Origin of the sequence: Nocardia fusca NBRC 14340, assembly GCF_001618425.1 — a bacterium.
GTDB classification, from domain to species: Bacteria; Actinomycetota; Actinomycetes; order Mycobacteriales; family Mycobacteriaceae; genus Nocardia; species Nocardia fusca.
Genome location: NZ_BDCU01000017.1, coordinates 312,619 through 328,880, shown reverse-complemented (window position 1 = coordinate 328,880; position 16,262 = coordinate 312,619). Strand labels below are relative to the sequence as shown.

Annotated in this window: 13 protein-coding genes; 5 read left to right on the top strand and 8 right to left on the bottom strand. The window is 69.7% G+C overall.

Going from position 1 to position 16,262, the window contains the following annotated elements:
• The first annotated feature begins 33 nt into the window (after window positions 1-33).
• Entirely contained in the window at window positions 34-906 is an 873-nt protein-coding gene (locus NF4_RS07935; RefSeq protein ID WP_063126599.1) for a helix-turn-helix domain-containing protein, read from the top strand.
• Window positions 907-959: 53 nt separating this feature from the next.
• On the opposite strand, the gene NF4_RS07930 is transcribed toward NF4_RS07935, so the two are convergent.
• Both NF4_RS07930 and lexA read right to left on the bottom strand, forming a co-directional pair.
• The gene (locus tag NF4_RS07930) at window positions 960-1,658 is read right to left on the bottom strand and encodes a hypothetical protein (RefSeq protein WP_063126598.1); all 699 of its coding nucleotides are present in this window, start codon (window positions 1,656-1,658) and stop codon (window positions 960-962) included.
• Window positions 1,659-1,722: 64 nt separating this feature from the next.
• Window positions 1,723-2,451, bottom strand: a complete 729-nt coding sequence (gene lexA / locus NF4_RS07925; RefSeq protein WP_063126597.1) for a transcriptional repressor LexA — start codon at window positions 2,449-2,451, stop codon at window positions 1,723-1,725.
• Window positions 2,452-2,622: 171 nt separating this feature from the next.
• Between lexA and NF4_RS07920 the strand changes: the two genes are divergently transcribed.
• Together NF4_RS07920 and nrdR are read left to right on the top strand one after the other, a co-directional pair.
• Entirely contained in the window at window positions 2,623-3,180 is a 558-nt protein-coding gene (locus NF4_RS07920; RefSeq protein WP_063126596.1) for a hypothetical protein, read from the top strand.
• A gap of 203 nt (window positions 3,181-3,383) precedes the next feature.
• Window positions 3,384-3,851, top strand: coding sequence for a transcriptional regulator NrdR (nrdR, locus tag NF4_RS07915; protein ID WP_039825717.1), 468 nt, complete (start codon window positions 3,384-3,386; stop codon window positions 3,849-3,851).
• 10 nt (window positions 3,852-3,861) lie between these two features.
• Here the strand turns inward: nrdR and hrpA are convergent, their stop codons facing one another.
• Window positions 3,862-8,043 carry an ATP-dependent RNA helicase HrpA gene (gene hrpA, locus NF4_RS07910; protein WP_063126859.1) on the bottom strand — a complete coding sequence of 1,394 codons (4,182 nt, stop codon included), beginning with the start codon at window positions 8,041-8,043 and terminating at the stop codon, window positions 3,862-3,864.
• Between the two features lie 166 nt (window positions 8,044-8,209).
• On the opposite strand from hrpA, the gene NF4_RS07905 reads away from it, so the two are divergent.
• Window positions 8,210-8,845, top strand: a complete 636-nt coding sequence (locus tag NF4_RS07905) for a DUF5134 domain-containing protein (RefSeq protein ID WP_063126595.1) — start codon at window positions 8,210-8,212, stop codon at window positions 8,843-8,845.
• Here the strand turns inward: NF4_RS07905 and speD are convergent.
• From speD to NF4_RS07890, 3 genes are all read right to left on the bottom strand, one after another.
• Entirely contained in the window at window positions 8,827-9,207 is a 381-nt protein-coding gene (speD, locus tag NF4_RS07900) for an adenosylmethionine decarboxylase (protein WP_232330353.1), read from the bottom strand. The genes NF4_RS07905 and speD overlap by 19 nt on opposite strands.
• A gap of 35 nt (window positions 9,208-9,242) precedes the next feature.
• Complete coding sequence (locus NF4_RS07895; RefSeq protein ID WP_063126594.1) at window positions 9,243-11,741, bottom strand: DEAD/DEAH box helicase; 2,499 nt, start codon at window positions 11,739-11,741, stop codon at window positions 9,243-9,245.
• A gap of 77 nt (window positions 11,742-11,818) precedes the next feature.
• Window positions 11,819-12,760, bottom strand: coding sequence for a PAC2 family protein (locus NF4_RS07890; protein WP_063126593.1), 942 nt, complete (start codon window positions 12,758-12,760; stop codon window positions 11,819-11,821).
• Between the two features lie 419 nt (window positions 12,761-13,179).
• Between NF4_RS07890 and NF4_RS07885 the strand changes: the two genes are divergently transcribed.
• The gene (locus tag NF4_RS07885; RefSeq protein ID WP_063126592.1) at window positions 13,180-14,553 is read left to right on the top strand and encodes a DUF4192 domain-containing protein; all 1,374 of its coding nucleotides are present in this window, start codon (window positions 13,180-13,182) and stop codon (window positions 14,551-14,553) included.
• 17 nt (window positions 14,554-14,570) lie between these two features.
• Here the strand turns inward: NF4_RS07885 and galE are convergent, their stop codons facing one another.
• Window positions 14,571-15,551 (bottom strand): UDP-glucose 4-epimerase GalE, encoded by a 981-nt coding sequence (galE, locus tag NF4_RS07880; protein ID WP_063126591.1) that lies wholly within the window; start codon window positions 15,549-15,551, stop codon window positions 14,571-14,573.
• Window positions 15,552-15,554: 3 nt separating this feature from the next.
• Window positions 15,555-16,241: an iron-dependent transcriptional repressor DtxR gene (locus NF4_RS07875; protein WP_063126590.1), complete on the bottom strand. Its 687-nt coding sequence runs from the start codon at window positions 16,239-16,241 to the stop codon at window positions 15,555-15,557.
• Window positions 16,242-16,262: the final 21 nt, after the last annotated feature.

The following is a 16,262-nucleotide window of genomic DNA, read 5'->3' as shown; positions in this document are numbered from 1 at the left end:
CCCGGGATACCGGGCGACAAGGGAGCATCGGATATGGCGACGGCCGGGTCCCCGCCGACACGCCGGGTGGTGGCGGTGGTCGAACTGCTCGCGGAATCGGAGCGGGCGCTGACCGTTTCGGAGATCGCCGAACGTCTGGAACTGGCCCGGGCGACGGTCACCGCGGTACTCGCCGAGTTGTGCGAGGCGAATTGGGTGGTCCGGGACGCGAGTCTGGCCTACCGGCGCGGACCGGCGCTGGCCCGCCTGTCACCCGCCGAACCGGTGGGCGCGGCCGTCGCCGTGGGTGCCGAGCTGGCGGCACTGGCCGAGGCCGCCGGTTGCGGGACCACCCTGAGCCGGATCTCCGACGATCGGCTCACCATCGTCGCCAAACAGTATGCGGGTGCGCGGATAGTGCCGGGCCTGTCCGTCGGGCAGTCGGTTCCGGTCGTCTACCCCGCGGGGGCCGCGGTGATGCCGTGGCGGACACCCGCCGAACGGCAGCGCTGGCTGGCGACGACCCACGGGCGGACCGGGGCGTCGGAACTACTCGACTTCGTCACCGCGCACGGATTCGCCATGTTCCGGCCCGAAACCGACGACGCCGGACTGGTGGATCTGCTGACCGAACTGCTCGGCGCGCTCGGCGCCGAACTCCTGCAACCGAAGGTGCGGTCCGAGGCGCTGCGCCAGCTGGGCCGGTTGACCTCGCGCGCGTACACCGAGGCCGATATCCGCACCCGGCACCCGCTGCCGCTCAGCTATGTGTCCGCCCCGGTTTTTCACGGCGACGAAGCGCCCTACGAGGTCCAGCTCGGCCCGTTGCGGGCGGAGGCAGGTCCGGCGGACCGGTCCCGGTATATCGACATCGTGCGCGCGGGAGCGCGGTCGATCTCGGTGGCACTGCGGACCGCGGACGGATGAGCACGGCGCCGGGCGCTGATCGGGGCTGTGCACCGATGGCGCCGGGCCGGGACCTATCCGTCGTATCCGCACCGCAGTACATCGGCCACCCCGCCGGGAGTCCAGTGTCCGGCGGCGCCCGGGCGACTGGCCAGATAACCCGCCGTCTCGCGGACCGACCATCGGTGCGCCGCACGCAGGCCCGCGCCGATCCGGCGGAGATACCCGGCGGCCGGCGGGTTTCCGCCGATCTCGCGCCAGCGCCACGGGCCGGTGCAGGTCAGAATCGGTATGCCGTCGACTATGCCCGGGCAGACCAGGGTTTCGTAGCGCCCGGGGCCCAGATGTGACCGGCCGGTGCGCACCGCCTCGGTCAGGTCGAGGTCGGTTCCGGCCGGACGGTACATCTCCTGGGCGGCGATATCGCTGAACTGCGACCGGGTCAGCAGGTAGGCGCGGACCGGGGTCTCGGCAGGGGTGGTGGGATCGTAGAAGGCCCGGCCGCCGGTCCAGATCACCGATTCGGTGGCGAAATAGAGCAGCCCGGGGAGTATCAGCGCGATCGAACGCACCGGCACCGTCCGGTCGCGGCAACCCTCCGGGGCGCCGGGCGGGCGGTGCACCGCGCCGACGGGCCGGGTGCCGGTGAGGTAGCAGCGCAAGCGTTCCGGGTCGGTATTCGACCCGTAGGCGGCATACCAGATCAGATCCGGGACCGGCCCGGAACCGAGTCCCGAACGCGGCCGGGCGATCGCGACCTCATGTGTTGCCATGGGCTCCTCACCGCCACCGGGAGAAGACCCGGCACCGGCGCGTGCCCGGTGCCGGTGGGCGGTCTCAGATCTTGCGGATCACGGTGACGACTTTGCCGAGAATGCGCGCGTCGTTACCCGGAATCGGTTCGAAATGCGGATTGTGCGGCATCAGCCAGACGTCCTTGCCGCTGCGTTTGAACGTCTTCACGGTCGCTTCGCCGTCCAGCATCGCCGCGACGATATCGCCGTTGTCGGCCACGTTCTGCTGCCGGACGACCACCCAGTCGCCGTCGCAGATGGCGGCATCGACCATGGATTCGCCGACCACCTTCAGCAAGAACAGTGAACCGTCGCCGACCAGTTCGCGGGGGAGTGGGAACACGTCTTCCACCGCCTGTTCCGCCAGGATCGGGCCACCGGCGGCGATTCGTCCGAGCACCGGTACATAGGTCGGTATCGGCCGATCGGTATCGCCCGCCGCGTCGGATGCGGCCGCGGTATCGGCGGGGGGCAGGGTGGTCACCGAGCGGACCGCCTCGTCCATACCGCGGACATCCACGGCACGGGGACGATTGGGGTCGCGGCGTAGATACCCCTTGCGCTCCAGCGTGCGCAGCTGGTGCGCGACCGAGGAGGTGGAGTTCAGGCCGACCGCGTCACCGATCTCGCGGATGCTGGGCGGATAGCCGCGCAGACTCACCGAGGAACGGATGACCTCGAGCACCTTGCGCTGACGCACGGTGAGATCCGTCGCCCCCGGTTCGGTGCCGGGGCCGGCCCCGTCACCCGTGTCGTCTGATTGGCTCACCACAACCGCCCTTTCTCGTCGGTCTCCGGCCCGGTGACCGCCGTCCCGGCAGACGGCCCGGACCGGCTGTGCCCGAGGTTTGATGTCGTGCAGTGAATCTAGTCGGCGCTCTCCGATCTATCAAACATCTGTTCGAGGTATGTCCGGCGTTGCTACTGACATTATCCCCCCGGCGTGGTAGAAATCGAACATCAGTTCGTCGAACATTTGATCGAATACCGCCCCTTGGTTCCGCGAGCAACCAGCACGGAGGTCTATCCGATGAACACCGCCATCAGCGTGACCGGCACCGGCACGCGGGAAGACGTCACCGCCCGGGTGCGGCCCGGTCCGGTCCCGCAGGGGGAGACCGGAACGCCCCGCCCGGACGAGGGCGGGTTGCCGGGTCCGGACACGCGGCGGCCCGATCCGTCCCGCCCGTGTGCCGCGACGCCGCACCGGGGCGGGGCGAACGGGTACCGCCCGGTCGTCCGGCCGGCGGCGCCGGCGATGCGCCGCGGGCCGGCGGTGGCGCCGCAGCCCCGGCCACCCGAACCCGGCGATCTGGTCGAGCGGGCCCGCGCCGGTTATGCGGCGACGGCCCTGACCGCCGTGATCACCGCGACGGTGGTGGTCGCCTTCCTCGCGCTGGCGCATCTGCGGGCCCCGGATCCGGCGCCCGGGCCGGCGCTGCCCGGAATTCCGGCCGCCGCGGTGCCCGGTCCGGCCGCCGACGCGCCCGGGTCCCGGTAGCGTGCCGGCGGCGCGTATGTCCGGACCAGGGGTGAGCGCGCGCACGACACACCCCGTACCGGTATCCTCGATGTGTTATGCACTCGAGCCGGTGCGTGTGACCGGCCCACCCGTATCCGGGCACCGGCCCGGTACCCGCGCTCGCCGGACCCGCGACCGGCGCCGGTTCGGCCGCGAGCGTTCGCAGCGACGAAGGACCCCGGATGCACTGCCCGTACTGCCGACACCCCGACTCCCGGGTCGTCGACTCGCGACTGGCCGACGAGGGCGCCGCCATTCGCCGCAGACGCTCCTGCCCGGAATGCGGCCGCCGTTTCACCACGGTGGAGACCGCGATCCTGTCGGTGGTCAAGCGCAGCGGTGTCACCGAGCCGTTCAGCCGGGAGAAGGTGATCCGCGGGGTCCGGCGTGCCTGTCAGGGCCGCGAGGTCGACGACGACGCGCTGAACCTGCTGGCCCAGCAGGTGGAGGACGCGGTCCGGGCCAAGGGGTCACCGGAAGTGCCGAGTCATGAGGTCGGCCTGGCGATTCTCGGGCCGCTACGCGAACTGGACGAGGTGGCGTATCTGCGTTTCGCCTCGGTCTACCGATCCTTCACCTCCGCGGAGGATTTCGAACGCGAGATCCGGGATATGCGGCAGGCCCGGGCAGCGGTCGGTCCCGGCGACTGAGCGGGCGTATTCAGCGGCGCACGGCCGCGATCGCCTTCTGGATCCGCTGGGCGGAGACCGGATACGGCGTGCCCACCTTCTGGGCGAACAGGCTCACCCGCAACTCCTGGATCATCCACCAGATATCGGTGACGTCGGGTGTGTTCCGCCGCGCCTCCGGTAACCGGGTGAGCAGCTGGTCGTAGGCGGCCAGTGCGGCGTCCACGTCCGTCATCGCCCGGCGGTCGCGTACCGCGGACCCGGGAAGGGCCGTGAGCCGGGCTTGCGCCGCGCGCAGATACCGGGGCAGTTCCCGCAGCCGGGCCGGGCCCCATTCGGAGACGAACCCGTCGAACAGCAGCTCCGCCAGCTGATCCCGGACATCCTCGGCGATATCGGCTTCTCGGACGCTGTTCAACGCAGTCGACACATCGTGCGCCGCGGCCAGGACCGGCACGACCAGCCGGACGATCCGGGTGACCACCTCGTTCAGCTTCGGCCGCAGCGCCGTCACCAGACGCTCGAACTGTGCGGGGTCGCGGACGGGTCCGCCCGCGGCGCCGATGAGCTGGTCGGCGGCCGCGGCGCGGCAGTCCTCGACCAGCGCGTCGACCGAACCGTACGGGTTCTGGCTGAGTATCAGCCGATCCGCCGGGGACAGGCCCGCGGTGACGCCGCGCACCGAGGTGGGGATGGCGTTGAGCACCAGCGCCCGGGTTCCCGCCCGCATGGCCCGGGCCTGTTCGGCGGGCGAGGTGAGCACGCGGACCGCCACTCCGTCGGCCTCCGGGACCAGCGCGGGATAACCGGTGATGGTCTGGCCGCCCACTTCCCGGCGGACCGTGGCCTCCAAGGTGCCCAGGGATTCCGAGGTCCACACGGTGGCGGGGGCACGTTCGGCGTTGGCGGTCGCCGCGGCCACCGAGGCGGAGACCTGATCGGCCAGGCGGGTCCGCAACTGCGCCAGACTCTTGCTGGTGGTCAGCACGCGGCCGTCGATATCGGTGGCGGCGAAGGTCATCCGGAGATGATCGGGAAGCGCGGCGGGGTCCATATCGCCGGGGGTGATCGGCGTGGCCGCCAGGCGGGTCAGCTCCCGGGCCAGCCCGGTCCGCAGCGGTTCGGCCCGCGGGGTGAGGACGCGCAGGGCGGCGGCCGCGAAATCCGGCGCGGGGACCACCGTGCGCCGCAACTGTTTCGGCAGTGTCTTGATCAGCGCCGTGGCCAGTTCCGCGCGCATGCCCGGCACCAGCCAGTCGAATCCGACCGCGCGGACATGGGCCAGCTGCGCCACCGGAATGCGCACGGTCACACCGTCGTCGGCCTGTCCCGGTTCGAATTGGTAGGTGAGTGGGAAGGACAGCTCGCCCTGGCGCCAGGTGTCCGGGAAATCCGTGGGGTCCAGCCGGTTCGCGTTCTCGTTCACCACCGTCTCGGTTGTGAAATCGAGCTGGTGGGGGTCCTGCCGGCGGGCCGTCTTCCACCAGGTGTCGAAATGCCGGACCGAGACGATATCGGCGGGGATCCGGCGGTCGTAGAACTCGAAGAGCACCTCGTCGTCGACGAGGATGTCCCGGCGCCGAGCGCGGTGCTCGAGGTCGGCGATATCGTCGAGCAGCGCCCGGTTGCGATGGAAGAACTCGTGCCGGGTCTGCCATTCGCCCTGTACCAGGGCATGCCGCAAAAACAATTCCCGCGAGACCTCGGGGTCGATACGTCCGTAGTCGACCGGCCGGCCGGTCACCAGGGGGACACCGTAGAGGGTGACGCGTTCGTAGGCCCGGGCGGCGCCGCGTTTGGACGACCAGTGCGGTTCGGAATAGATACGTTTGACCAGATCTCCGGCGAGCCGTTCGGCCCATTCGGGTTCGACGCGGGCGGTGATCCGGCCCCACAGGCGTGAGGTCTCCACCAGTTCCGCGGCCATCACCCAGCGCGGCGGTTTCTTGGCCAGCGAGGAACCCGGGAAGATCATGAACTTGGCGTTACGGGCGCCGAGGAACTCCCGGGACTCGGCTTCCCGGACCCCGATATGCGACAGCATGCCCGACAGCAGCGCCTGATGGATGGCGGTCGCGTCCCACGGATCGGTGTCCGGGGTCATCTCCTCGACCGGCCGGGGGGCCGCGGTGCCGGTCCGTACGGGCTCGGCGGCTTCCCGTTCCGGCTGCGCGCCGTGGCGTCCGCGTCCGCGCCGCGGACCGTTCTCGAAGCGTGCGGGGCGGGAATTCTTCGCCTCGGGCTCGGCGGCCGGCTCGTGCAGTGACCAGCCCATCCCCTTGGTGATGGTGCGGAGCTGGCCGTACAGGTCCTGCCACTCGCGGATTCGCAGGTAGTGCAGGAACTCCTCGCGGCACATCCGCCGGAAACGGTTCGCGGACAGTGCCCGCCGCTGCCCGGTGAGGTACTCCCACAGCCGCAGGTACGCCAGGAAGTCCGAATTCGGCACGGTGAACCGAGCATGTTTCGCGTCGGCGGCCTGCTGCTGATCGACCGGTCGTTCACGGACGTCCTGGATCGACAGGGCGGCCACGATCACCAGCATCTCGGCCAGACAGCCGTTGCGGTGGGCTTCGACGAGCATCCGGCCCATTCGCGGGTCCACCGGCAGCCGCGCCATCTCCCGGCCCGTCGGCGTGAGGGCGGGGCCCGATTCGGCCCGGCGGCGCTTCCGGCTCGCTCCCGTCTCGTGGAGGTCCGCGGAATCCGCTTCCCGGGCACCGGTTTCCGGGGCCTCCGCCGGCGGGCGCTTGTCCGGTGCGTCGCGGGTGAGGGCGCCCAGCTCCTCCAGCAGGGCGACACCGTCGCGGACCGCGCGCTGGTCCGGCGCCTCCACGAACGGGAACCGTTCCATCTCGCCCAGCCCGAGCGCGGTCATCTGCAGGATGACCGCGGCGAGGTTGGTACGCAGGATCTCCGGATCGGTGAACGCCGGACGGGATTCGAAATCGTCCTCGGAGTACAGGCGGATACAGATACCGTCGGCGACGCGGCCGCAGCGCCCGGATCGCTGTCGTGCCGAGGCCTGCGAGATCGATTCGATCGGCAGCCGCTGCACCTTCGTCCGCATGGAATAGCGGGAGATCCGGGCGGTCCCGGGATCGACCACATAGCGGATACCCGGCACGGTGAGCGAAGTTTCGGCGACATTGGTGGCCAGTACCACCCGCCGGCCGGTGTGCGGGGCGAACACCCGGTGCTGTTCGGCCGCGGACAGGCGGGCGTACAGCGGCAGGATCTCGGTCCGGGAGAGTTTCAGCTCCGCGAGCGCGTCGGCGGTATCGCGGATCTCCCGTTCACCGGACAGGAACACCAGCACATCGCCGTCACCTTCGGCGAAGAGTTCGGTGACCGCCGCGCAGATCGCATCGACCGGGTCGCGATCGACCGGCCGGTGATCTTCTTCCTCGTCGGCCTCCTCCGGCGCCGGCAGGGCCAGCGGCCGGTACCGGATCTCCACCGGATACGACCGGCCGGAGACCTCCACGATCGGCGCCGGGTTGCCCGCGGCATCGGCGAAATGCCGGGCGAACAGTTCCGGGTCGATGGTGGCCGAGGTGATGACGATCTTCAGGTCCGGCCGCCGGGGGAGCAGCTGCTTCAGGTAGCCGAGCAGGAAATCGATATTGAGACTGCGTTCGTGTGCCTCGTCGATGATGATCGTGTCGTAGGCGCGCAGCAGCCGGTCGCGTTGGATCTCGGCGAGCAGGATACCGTCGGTCATCAACTTGACCAGCGTGTGCTCGGCGGCGTGATCGGTGAACCGGACCGTATAGCCGACCGCGTCGCCCAGCTCGGTCCCGAGCTCCGTGGCGATCCGCTCGGCGACCGTGCGCGCCGCCAGCCGGCGGGGCTGGGTGTGCCCGATCGCCCCGCGGATACCCCGGCCCAGCTCCAGGCAGATCTTCGGGATCTGGGTGGTCTTACCGGAGCCGGTTTCCCCCGCCACCACCACGACCTGATGGGCGGCGATGGCGGCGGCGATATCGTCGCGGCGCCCGGTGACCGGCAGCTGCTCGGGATAGGTGATCGCCGGTATCGCCGCCCGCCGGGCCGCGATCCGTTCCTCGGCCGCCGTGATCTCGGACTCGATCCGGGACAGGTCGCCGCCGCGCACTCGATCCAGTTGCCGGTGCAGCCGGTGTTCGTCGCGGAGGGTGAGAGAAGCCAACCGGGTACGAAGCTCCCGGTGCGTGACTGCGGTCCTGGTCATTGCATCGACCAGCCTATCGAAACCCGGCGTCCGGCCGGGCCGCGGCCCGGGCAGGTACCGGCGGCCGGCGGTGACGCGGGCGGTGTCCGGCGGATCGAAGCTCTGTCCGCGGCCGATCGGTCGTGCGAATATGGTCGGGGTGCGCTTTTGCGAAAGGCGGTGCGGCATGGCCGGATTCGTACTCGACCAGGCCGGGGTGCGGGCCCTGGTCGCGCTGGCGTTCGCCGTGGCGGCGCTGGTGGTGCTGGCCCGGGTGATATTCGCCGCGCCGGTGCTCGCGACGGGGGAGTCCGAGGGTGGTGCTACAGGCTGCGGTGGCGCGGCGCACGGCGGTGACCAGGAATCCGACGCCGCGCATCTGCTGATGTGCGCGGTCATGCTGGTGATGGTGCTGTTCCCCACCCGGGTGCACACTCATGCCCTGCACGGTGTGCTGCTCGCGATGACGCTGGTGTTCACCCTGCTGCTCGGCGACCGGCTGGTGCGCTGGTACCGCGATGCGTATCCGCGGGCGGGGCAGCGTGCGGCGGCCATCGTGTACCACCTGGTCGCGGCCGCGGTGATGCTGTTCACGATGGCGGGACACAGTGCTGTCGGGCACAGCGCGGATCCGGGGCCGGCCGCTGTCTTCGCCGCCCTGTTCCTGGTGGACGCCGCCGTGGTGCTGGTCTCGGTGCGCACCGGGCGGGCGCGCTGGTGGGTCGCGCATCCGGTCGCGCCGGCCGCGGGCCGCGGACTGCCCGTCGCCGTACTCCCGCATCTCATCATGGATCTCGGTATGGCCTATATGCTGCTGGCCTGACCGCCGGCGGCCCGGCCGCGCAGCACCGTCGAGATACGGACGTGTTCGGGAGCCAGCGCCGCGCGCAACAGCTCGGCCACCGCACCGGCACTGTCCGCGGCGGCACCGCAGGTGAACACATCGACGAAGATGTCCCCGGTCTCCGGGTAGGTGTGTAGTGAGGCATGCGATTCGGCCAGCAGTGCCAGCACGGTCACCCCGTGCGGGTCGAACTGTTTACCGACGATCTCGCAGACGGTCACTCCCGCGGCGGACAGCGCGTGCCGCAGCACGGCCTCGAGCCGCCCGAGATCGTCGCACAGCGCCCGGTCCACCCCACCGAACTCGGCCAGGACATGCCGACCGCTGAATTCCGGCGCCACCTTCGGCCTCATTCGTTCGCGGCGGTACCCGCCGATCACCCCGACACCACCGTGACCTCATCGAAGACCACATCACCGGCCGCATCGGATTCGGCGAGGTCTACGGTGGCGAGCAGCGCCCAGCCGTGATCGCCCGCCGGATCGTCGAGGGTCTGGCGCACCTGCCAGAAACCGGGCCGCGTCTCGACCCGGAACAGTTGCGGACCGCGCGCGTCGGGTCCGGTACCGATGGTGTCGTATTCGTCGAAATAGGGGCCGAGATCGGCCGCCCAGTCCGGACCGGGGGACAGTTCCGCCAGTTCGTCCCAACGCTGCCGGGCGGCCAGTTCGATCCGGCGGAATACGGCGTTGCGCACCATCACCCGGAACGCGCGCTCGTTGGCTGTGACCGGGCGCACGCTCTCTGCACCGAACGCGATCTGCTCGGCGTCGGTCTCCGCGCCCGCGCCGGTCAGCTGTTCCCATTCGTCGAGCAGACTGGAATCCACCTGCCGTACCAGCTCGCCCAGCCATTCGGTGAGATCGTCGAGTTCTTCGCTCCGCGCCGACTCCGGCACGGTCCGGCGCAAGGCGCGGTAGGCGTCGGCGAGGTAGCGCAGCACCACCCCTTCGGAGCGGGCGAGGTCGTAGTAGGAGATCAGTTCGGTGAAAGTCATGGCCCGCTCGACCATGTCGCGCACCACCGATTTCGGTGACGGCGCGAACTCCGACAACCACGGATGTCCGGCCCGGTAGGTTTCGTAGGCGCCCTCGATCAGCTCCGCGAGCGGCTTCGGCCAGGTGATGTCCTCGAGCAGTTCCATCCGCTCGTCGTAATCGATGCCTTCGGCCTTCATCTCGGCCACGGCCTCCCCGCGCGCCTTGTGCTGCTGTGCCATCAGCAGCTGCCGGGGATCCTCGAGGGTGGCCTCGACCAGCGACACCATATCGAGCGCGTAGCTCGGCGACGCGCTGTCGAGCAGTTCGAATGTGGCGAGGGCGAACGGCGACAGCGGCTGGTCCAACGCGAAATCCCGCTGCAGGTCCACGGTGAGCCGCGCGTATCGGCCGTGCTCGTCGGGTTCGGGGAGCTGCTGTACCACGCCCGCGTCACGCAGCGCGCGGTACAGCCGGACGGCGCGCAGGATATGGCGCCGCTGCGCCGGTCGCGGTTCGTGATTGTCCTCCAGCAGATGCCGCATGGCCCGGAAGCAATTGCCCGGCCGCGCGATCACATTCAGCAGCATCGCGTTGGTCACCGCGAAACGCGACACCATGGGTTCGGGCGCGGCGGCGACCAGCCGGTCGAAGGTCTCCTCGCTCCACGAGACGAATCCCTCGGGTGGTTTGCGGCGCTGTACTTTGCGCATCTTCTTCGGGTCGTTACCGGCTTTGGCCAGCAACCGGGTGTTCTCGACCTCGTGTTCGGGTGCCTGCACCACCACGGTGCCCATGGTGTCGAAACCGGCCCGTCCGGCTCGCCCGGCGATCTGGTGGAATTCCCGGGCCTTGAGCCGCCGGGTGCGCACACCGTCGAATTTGGTGAGACCGGTCAACAACACGGTGCGGATCGGGACATTGATCCCGACGCCGAGGGTGTCGGTACCGCAGACGACCTTCAGCAATCCGTCCTGGGCGAGCCGCTCCACCAGCCGGCGATATTTGGGCAGCATCCCGGCGTGATGGACGCCGATACCGTGCCGGATGAGGCGGGAGAGCGTTTTCCCGAAACCGGACGAGAAACGGAACTCGCCCAGCGCTTCCGCGATGGCGTCCTTCTCGGCCCGGCTGGCGAAGTTCGCGCTGGTCAGTGCCTGCGCCCGTTCCAGAGCCGCGGCCTGGGTGAAATGGACGACATACACCGGGGCCTGATGAGTGGTGACCAGTTCGGTCAGCGTTTCGGTGATCGGCGTGCGCGCGTAGGAGAAATGCAGCGGCACCGGACGTTCCGTACCCGCGACCACCGCGGCGGCGCGGCCGGTGCGCCGCTCGAGGTCGGCGGCGAAGAAATCGACCTCGCCGAGTGTGGCCGACATCAGCAGGAATTGCGCGCGGGGTAGTTCGAGCAGCGGCACCTGCCAGGCCCAGCCGCGGTCGGGATCGGCGTAGAAATGGAATTCGTCCATCACCACCTGCCCGATATCGGCGTCCGGTCCCTCCCGCAACGCCAGATTGGCGAGGATCTCGGCGGTGGCGCAGATGATGGGTGCGGTCGGATTCACCGCGGCGTCTCCGGTCACCATGCCCACCCGTTCGGCGCCGAAAACCTCGCACAGCGCGAAGAATTTCTCGCTCACCAGCGCCTTGATCGGCGCGGTGTAGTAGCTGCGCAGGCCCCGGGTCAGCGCGAAGAGATGAGCGCCGACGGCGACCAGCGATTTTCCGGAACCGGTGGGGGTGGCGAGAATGACATGGGATCCGGCCGCCAGCTCCAGCAACGCCTCGTCCTGAGCCGGATAGAGCGCGGTACCCTGCTCGGCGGCCCATATCGCGAACGACTCGTACAGTGCGTCGGCGTCGGTCCCCGGTATCTCGAGCAGTTCGGTCAGATCCACCCCGGACACCCTACGGGCTGCCGTCCCCCGATCACCGGCACGGTGGGCGTGTGCCGGGTCTCACCGGCCGCGACGCGTCAGCCGCGTTCGTCGTCGTCGCCGGAGTAGCCGCCCTGCTCGGCGAGGAAACGCTCGAATTCGGCACCCAGTTCGTCGCCGCTGGGCAGCTCACCCTCACCGACCAGCAGGCTGGACTGCCGTTCCTGGGCGCTGACGAAGGTGTCGTACTGGCGCTCCAGCGCGTGCACCACCGTCTCCACTTCCGGGTTCCCGGCGATGTGCTCGTTGACCTGTTCACGCACCCGCGCCGCTGCCTCACCCAGCGCGGCGAGCGGGAACGCCAGGCCCGCGTTCTCACCGACATGTTCGAGCAGGGTCTGCGCGGCTTCCGGGTAGGAGGTCTGCGCGAGATAGTGCGGGACGTGTACCGAGAAACCCAGCGATTCGTGCCCGTGCTGGGCCATCCGGTACTCCAGCAGCGTGGCCGCACTCGCCGGTACCTGCAGTTCACCCGGCCAGCGCTGGTTGTCCGGGATGAGATCGCGGTTGGACGAATGCGCGGTGAGCCCCAGCGGCCGGGTGTGCGGCACCGCCATCGGGATGGCGCTCAGTCCGATACTGCGGCGCACACCGAGCTGTTCGGCCAGCAGCCGCACCGCGGTGGTGAACTTCTCCCAGCGCAGATCCGGCTCCATGCCCGCGAGCAGCAGGAACGGAGTGCCCTCGGTATCGCGCAGCGCCCACAGGTTCAGCTCGGGTTCCGCGTACTCGGAGAAGTGATCGGTTTTGAAGGTCATCAGGGGGCGCCGCGAGCGATAGTCCAGCAGCTCGTCCACATCGAACGAGGCGACGAGTTCGCTCTCCAGGCTTTCCCGCAGGTGGGTCGTGGCCAGCCGGACCGCATGACCCGCGTCCGAGTACCCCTCCAAGCCGTGCACCAGGACCGGACCCGAGCCATCGTCGGACGACAGCTGCGGAGCGGGGAACTCCAGTTCGTACATTCGCGACTCGTAGTCCATCGCGTACTCCTTCCTGCGCGATCCGTAGCGGGCGGGTCGGGCAACACTGCTGGTATCCGCTGCCGTGCCGCGAGCCGCGATCGCCCTCCATTGTCCCCCATGCAGATGTAGGGCCACACGCGGCCGTACATCGGCTCTCTGTGCTGACAACAGCGGTCGTCGGCGGTGAATTCCCCGGTCCCGGCGAAGGCGGGCCGGGGAGTCTGTGTGGTCTTGTGGCCGGTGAACGCACCGGGGAGTCTGGCACACTCCGCTTCTGGATGTACCCCATTTCCGAGTCGGCAACCCGGTCGCGGCGCGGGGGCGGCCCGCCGGCCGGAGTTGTCCACAACCCCGAGTTGTCCACAGACTTCGTGAGAACTGGTGTTTTCCCAGTTCACGTCCATACTGCGCGAGATCCGATACCGGATGCTCGGGCCATGAACTCCGCTGCGCCGTCCTCCCGTCCCGCCTCCGCCGAGGCCCGGTCGGTCCCGCACCGAGCCGGCCGCCCGGCTCCCGCCCCACCTCGTGCCGACCGGGCCGCGGGACGGTGCCCCACAGCCCGGGCGCTGGTCGCGCGCGGCGGGCCCCACCCGGTTCCGGCGCCCGCCGCCGCGTCCGGTGGGGGTGCTTCCGGTCCGCACTTCTCCGGACGGAGTACCTACGAGTACGCCGCGGCCTCGCGGGCACGCTGCGCCGACCGGGCCGGTGACGAGTACGACCGCCCACTCCATATCGGGCCCGCCCGGCTCGACGACCCGGGAGATCTGCTGGCCGCGCTCCCCGCCATGCTCGGCTTCCGGCCGGAGCGTTCGCTGGTACTGGCCGTCCTGTGCGCGGCCCCCACGGCGGAGAGTGCGGTCATCGATCTCGTGGTGCGGTTCGATCTCCGGCATCCAGGCACCGGTGCCTCCTCCGATACCGAGACGGTGGCCGCCGCGGCCGCGCGGGTTTGTGCCCGTCCGGGAGTGGTCGGAGTGCTCGCCGTCCTGGTGGACGACGCGCTCAGCGATGGTGAACCCGCGGGACCGCAACGGATCCCGGTATTCGGAGAAATGGAACGGCAGCTGGCGTCCCATGCCGTGCCGGTGCGCGGCGCCTGGGCCGCTCGGTCGATCGCGGCCGGGCGGCCGTGGTGGAGCGTGACGGGCCCACCGCGCCGCGGGCGGATCGCCGATCCGGAGGCCTCGGCGGTCACCCTGGGCCGGGTTCTGGACGGCCGGCCGATCCGCCGCAGCCGGGACGAATTGACCGCGTTGGTCGCCCCGGACGACGCTCTGCGCGCGCGGGTGTCGAGTGAACTGAAGGAGGCCAGGGGTCGAGCCAAGGACAGATATGTGGCTGCCGCGCAGCGCGGCGATCCGGCCGGTTATCTGCGTGGCGAACTGATGACCGTGCTCTGGCTCATCGCGAACGCCGAATCCGGCCCCGGACTCGATGCCCGGGAACTTGCCCAGATCGCGGTGGCCCTCCGTGACCGGGAGGTCCGCGATTCCGTCTTCGCCGTGGCCGATACCGCGCACGCCGAAGCGGCCGAGAGCCTGCTGGCCCTGCTGACCCGCGCGCTGGACGGCGCCGACCGGGCGGAAGCGGCGACCCTGCTGGGCTATTTCGCCTACGTGCGGGGCGACGGCCCGTTCGCCGGAATCGCCCTGGACGCGGCGCTGGATGCCGAGCCGCGCCACTCGATGGCCGCACTGCTGCATACCGCCCTGGAGGCCGGCATGCGACCCGAACGCCTCCGCGATCTGGCGCAGTGCGGCCGGGACACCGCCACCGCTCTGGGCGTCGACCCGGCCGCGGTGTGGTGAGGGCGGCCGCGGCCGGATCAGCGCGCGCTGTGCGCGCGCGAGCCGAGGCCCCGCAAATAACTCCAGGCGGTGGAGACGATCTCGTCGAGGTCGTTGTGTTCCGGCTTCCAGCCGAGTTCGTCGATCGCGCGTCGGCTGGAGGCGATCAGCACGGCCGGGTCACCGGCGCGGCGCGGGGCGTCGACCGCGGCGATGGGTCCGCCGGTGACCCGTTCGCACGCCGAGATCACCTCGCGTACGGAGAATCCCGTACCGCTACCGAGATTGAACACCCGGTGGGTGCCCGCCGCGGCGGTCTCCAGGGCCAGCAGATGCGCCTGCGCCAGGTCCAGGATATGGATGTAGTCGCGGACCGCGGTGCCGTCGTGGGTCGGCCAATCGGTGCCGAACACCGAAATGGAATCCCGGTGTCCCGCAGCCACCTGCAGCACCAGCGGAATCAGATGTGTCTCCACCACCCGGTTCTCGCCGAGACCGCCGTAGGCCCCGGCCACATTGAAATAACGCAGGCTGGTGGCGGCCAGACCGTGGGCCACGGAATACGAGGTGATGGCGTGATCGATCGCCAGCTTCGAGGCGCCGTAGGGGTTGGTGGGGCGAGCCGGCGCGTCCTCGGTGATCGGAACCTGTTCCGGCTCGCCGTAGACCGCCGCCGTCGAGGAGAAGACGAGTCGCCGGGTCTCGGTGTCGCGCATCGCTTCCAACAGGGCGAGTGTTTTCACCACATTGCCGTGCCAGTACTTTTCCGGCCGCTGCACCGACTCGCCGACCAGCGATTGTGCCGCGAAATGCAGAACTCCGTCGAATTGCCGGGTGCGCAGCAGATCCGGCGCGGCCTCGGCGATATCACCTTCGACGAATTCGACGCCCTCGGGCACGCCGTCGGCATTTCCCGTCGACAGATCGTCGACGACCACCACCTCGTGGCCCTGCTCCCGCAGCACGAGCGCGCAGACACCACCCACATAACCGGCTCCGCCGGTGACCAGAAGTTTCATCGATCAGACCAGCTTCACCTGAACGGCGTGGGCCATTTCGTCGGGCAGTTCGTACCCCGAGTGGCCCGGCACCGTGATGACGACGGCGCCCGGTTTGCTCTCGACGGTGACCCGGGCGTCGGGTACCACGCCCGCTTCCCGCAGTCGGCCGATCACCTCGGGATCGGTCTGGATGTGTTCGGCCAGCCGGCGCACCACCACCGCGTGCGTACGGCCCTGCGGCAGTTCGGACAACCGCTTCAGCGGTTCCTCCAGCAACTGGCTCGCGGAGATACCGAGTTCGTCCAGGCCGGGGATGGGGTTGCCGTAGGGAGAGGTCGTCGGGTGGTTGAGCACCTCGACCAGCCGCCGTTCGACATCCTCGCTCATCACATGTTCCCAGCGACAGGCTTCGGCGTGCACGTTCTGCCAGTCCAGCCCGATGATATCCACCAGCAACCGCTCGGCCAGCCGATGTTTGCGCATGACCGCGACCGCCATGCTGCGGCCCTTCTCGGTCAGTTCGAGATGCCGGTCACCCGCGACAAGCAGCAGGCCGTCGCGTTCCATCCGGGCCACGGTTTGGCTGACCGTGGGTCCGCTCTGCTCGAGGCGCTCGGCGATCCGGGCACGCAGGGGTACTACGCCCTCCTCCTCGAGGTCGTAGATGGTACGGAGATACATCTCCGTGGTGTCGACCAGATCCTTCACTGTTGCCCCTTCGTCGGCACG

Excerpts from the sequence above, each read along its gene's own strand:
- galE (WP_063126591.1), bottom strand. The coding sequence starts at position 15,551 with ATGAAACTTCTGGTCACCGGCGGAGCCGGTTATGTGGGTGGTGTCTGC.
- nrdR (WP_039825717.1), top strand. The coding sequence starts at position 3,384 with ATGCACTGCCCGTACTGCCGACACCCCGACTCCCGGGTCGTCGACTCG.
- hrpA (WP_063126859.1), bottom strand. The coding sequence starts at position 8,043 with ATGACCAGGACCGCAGTCACGCACCGGGAGCTTCGTACCCGGTTGGCT.
- NF4_RS07905 (WP_063126595.1), top strand. The coding sequence starts at position 8,210 with ATGGCCGGATTCGTACTCGACCAGGCCGGGGTGCGGGCCCTGGTCGCG.
- NF4_RS07885 (WP_063126592.1), top strand. The coding sequence starts at position 13,180 with ATGAACTCCGCTGCGCCGTCCTCCCGTCCCGCCTCCGCCGAGGCCCGG.
- NF4_RS07890 (WP_063126593.1), bottom strand. The coding sequence starts at position 12,760 with ATGGACTACGAGTCGCGAATGTACGAACTGGAGTTCCCCGCTCCGCAG.
- NF4_RS07930 (WP_063126598.1), bottom strand. The coding sequence starts at position 1,658 with ATGGCAACACATGAGGTCGCGATCGCCCGGCCGCGTTCGGGACTCGGT.
- NF4_RS07935 (WP_063126599.1), top strand. The coding sequence starts at position 34 with ATGGCGACGGCCGGGTCCCCGCCGACACGCCGGGTGGTGGCGGTGGTC.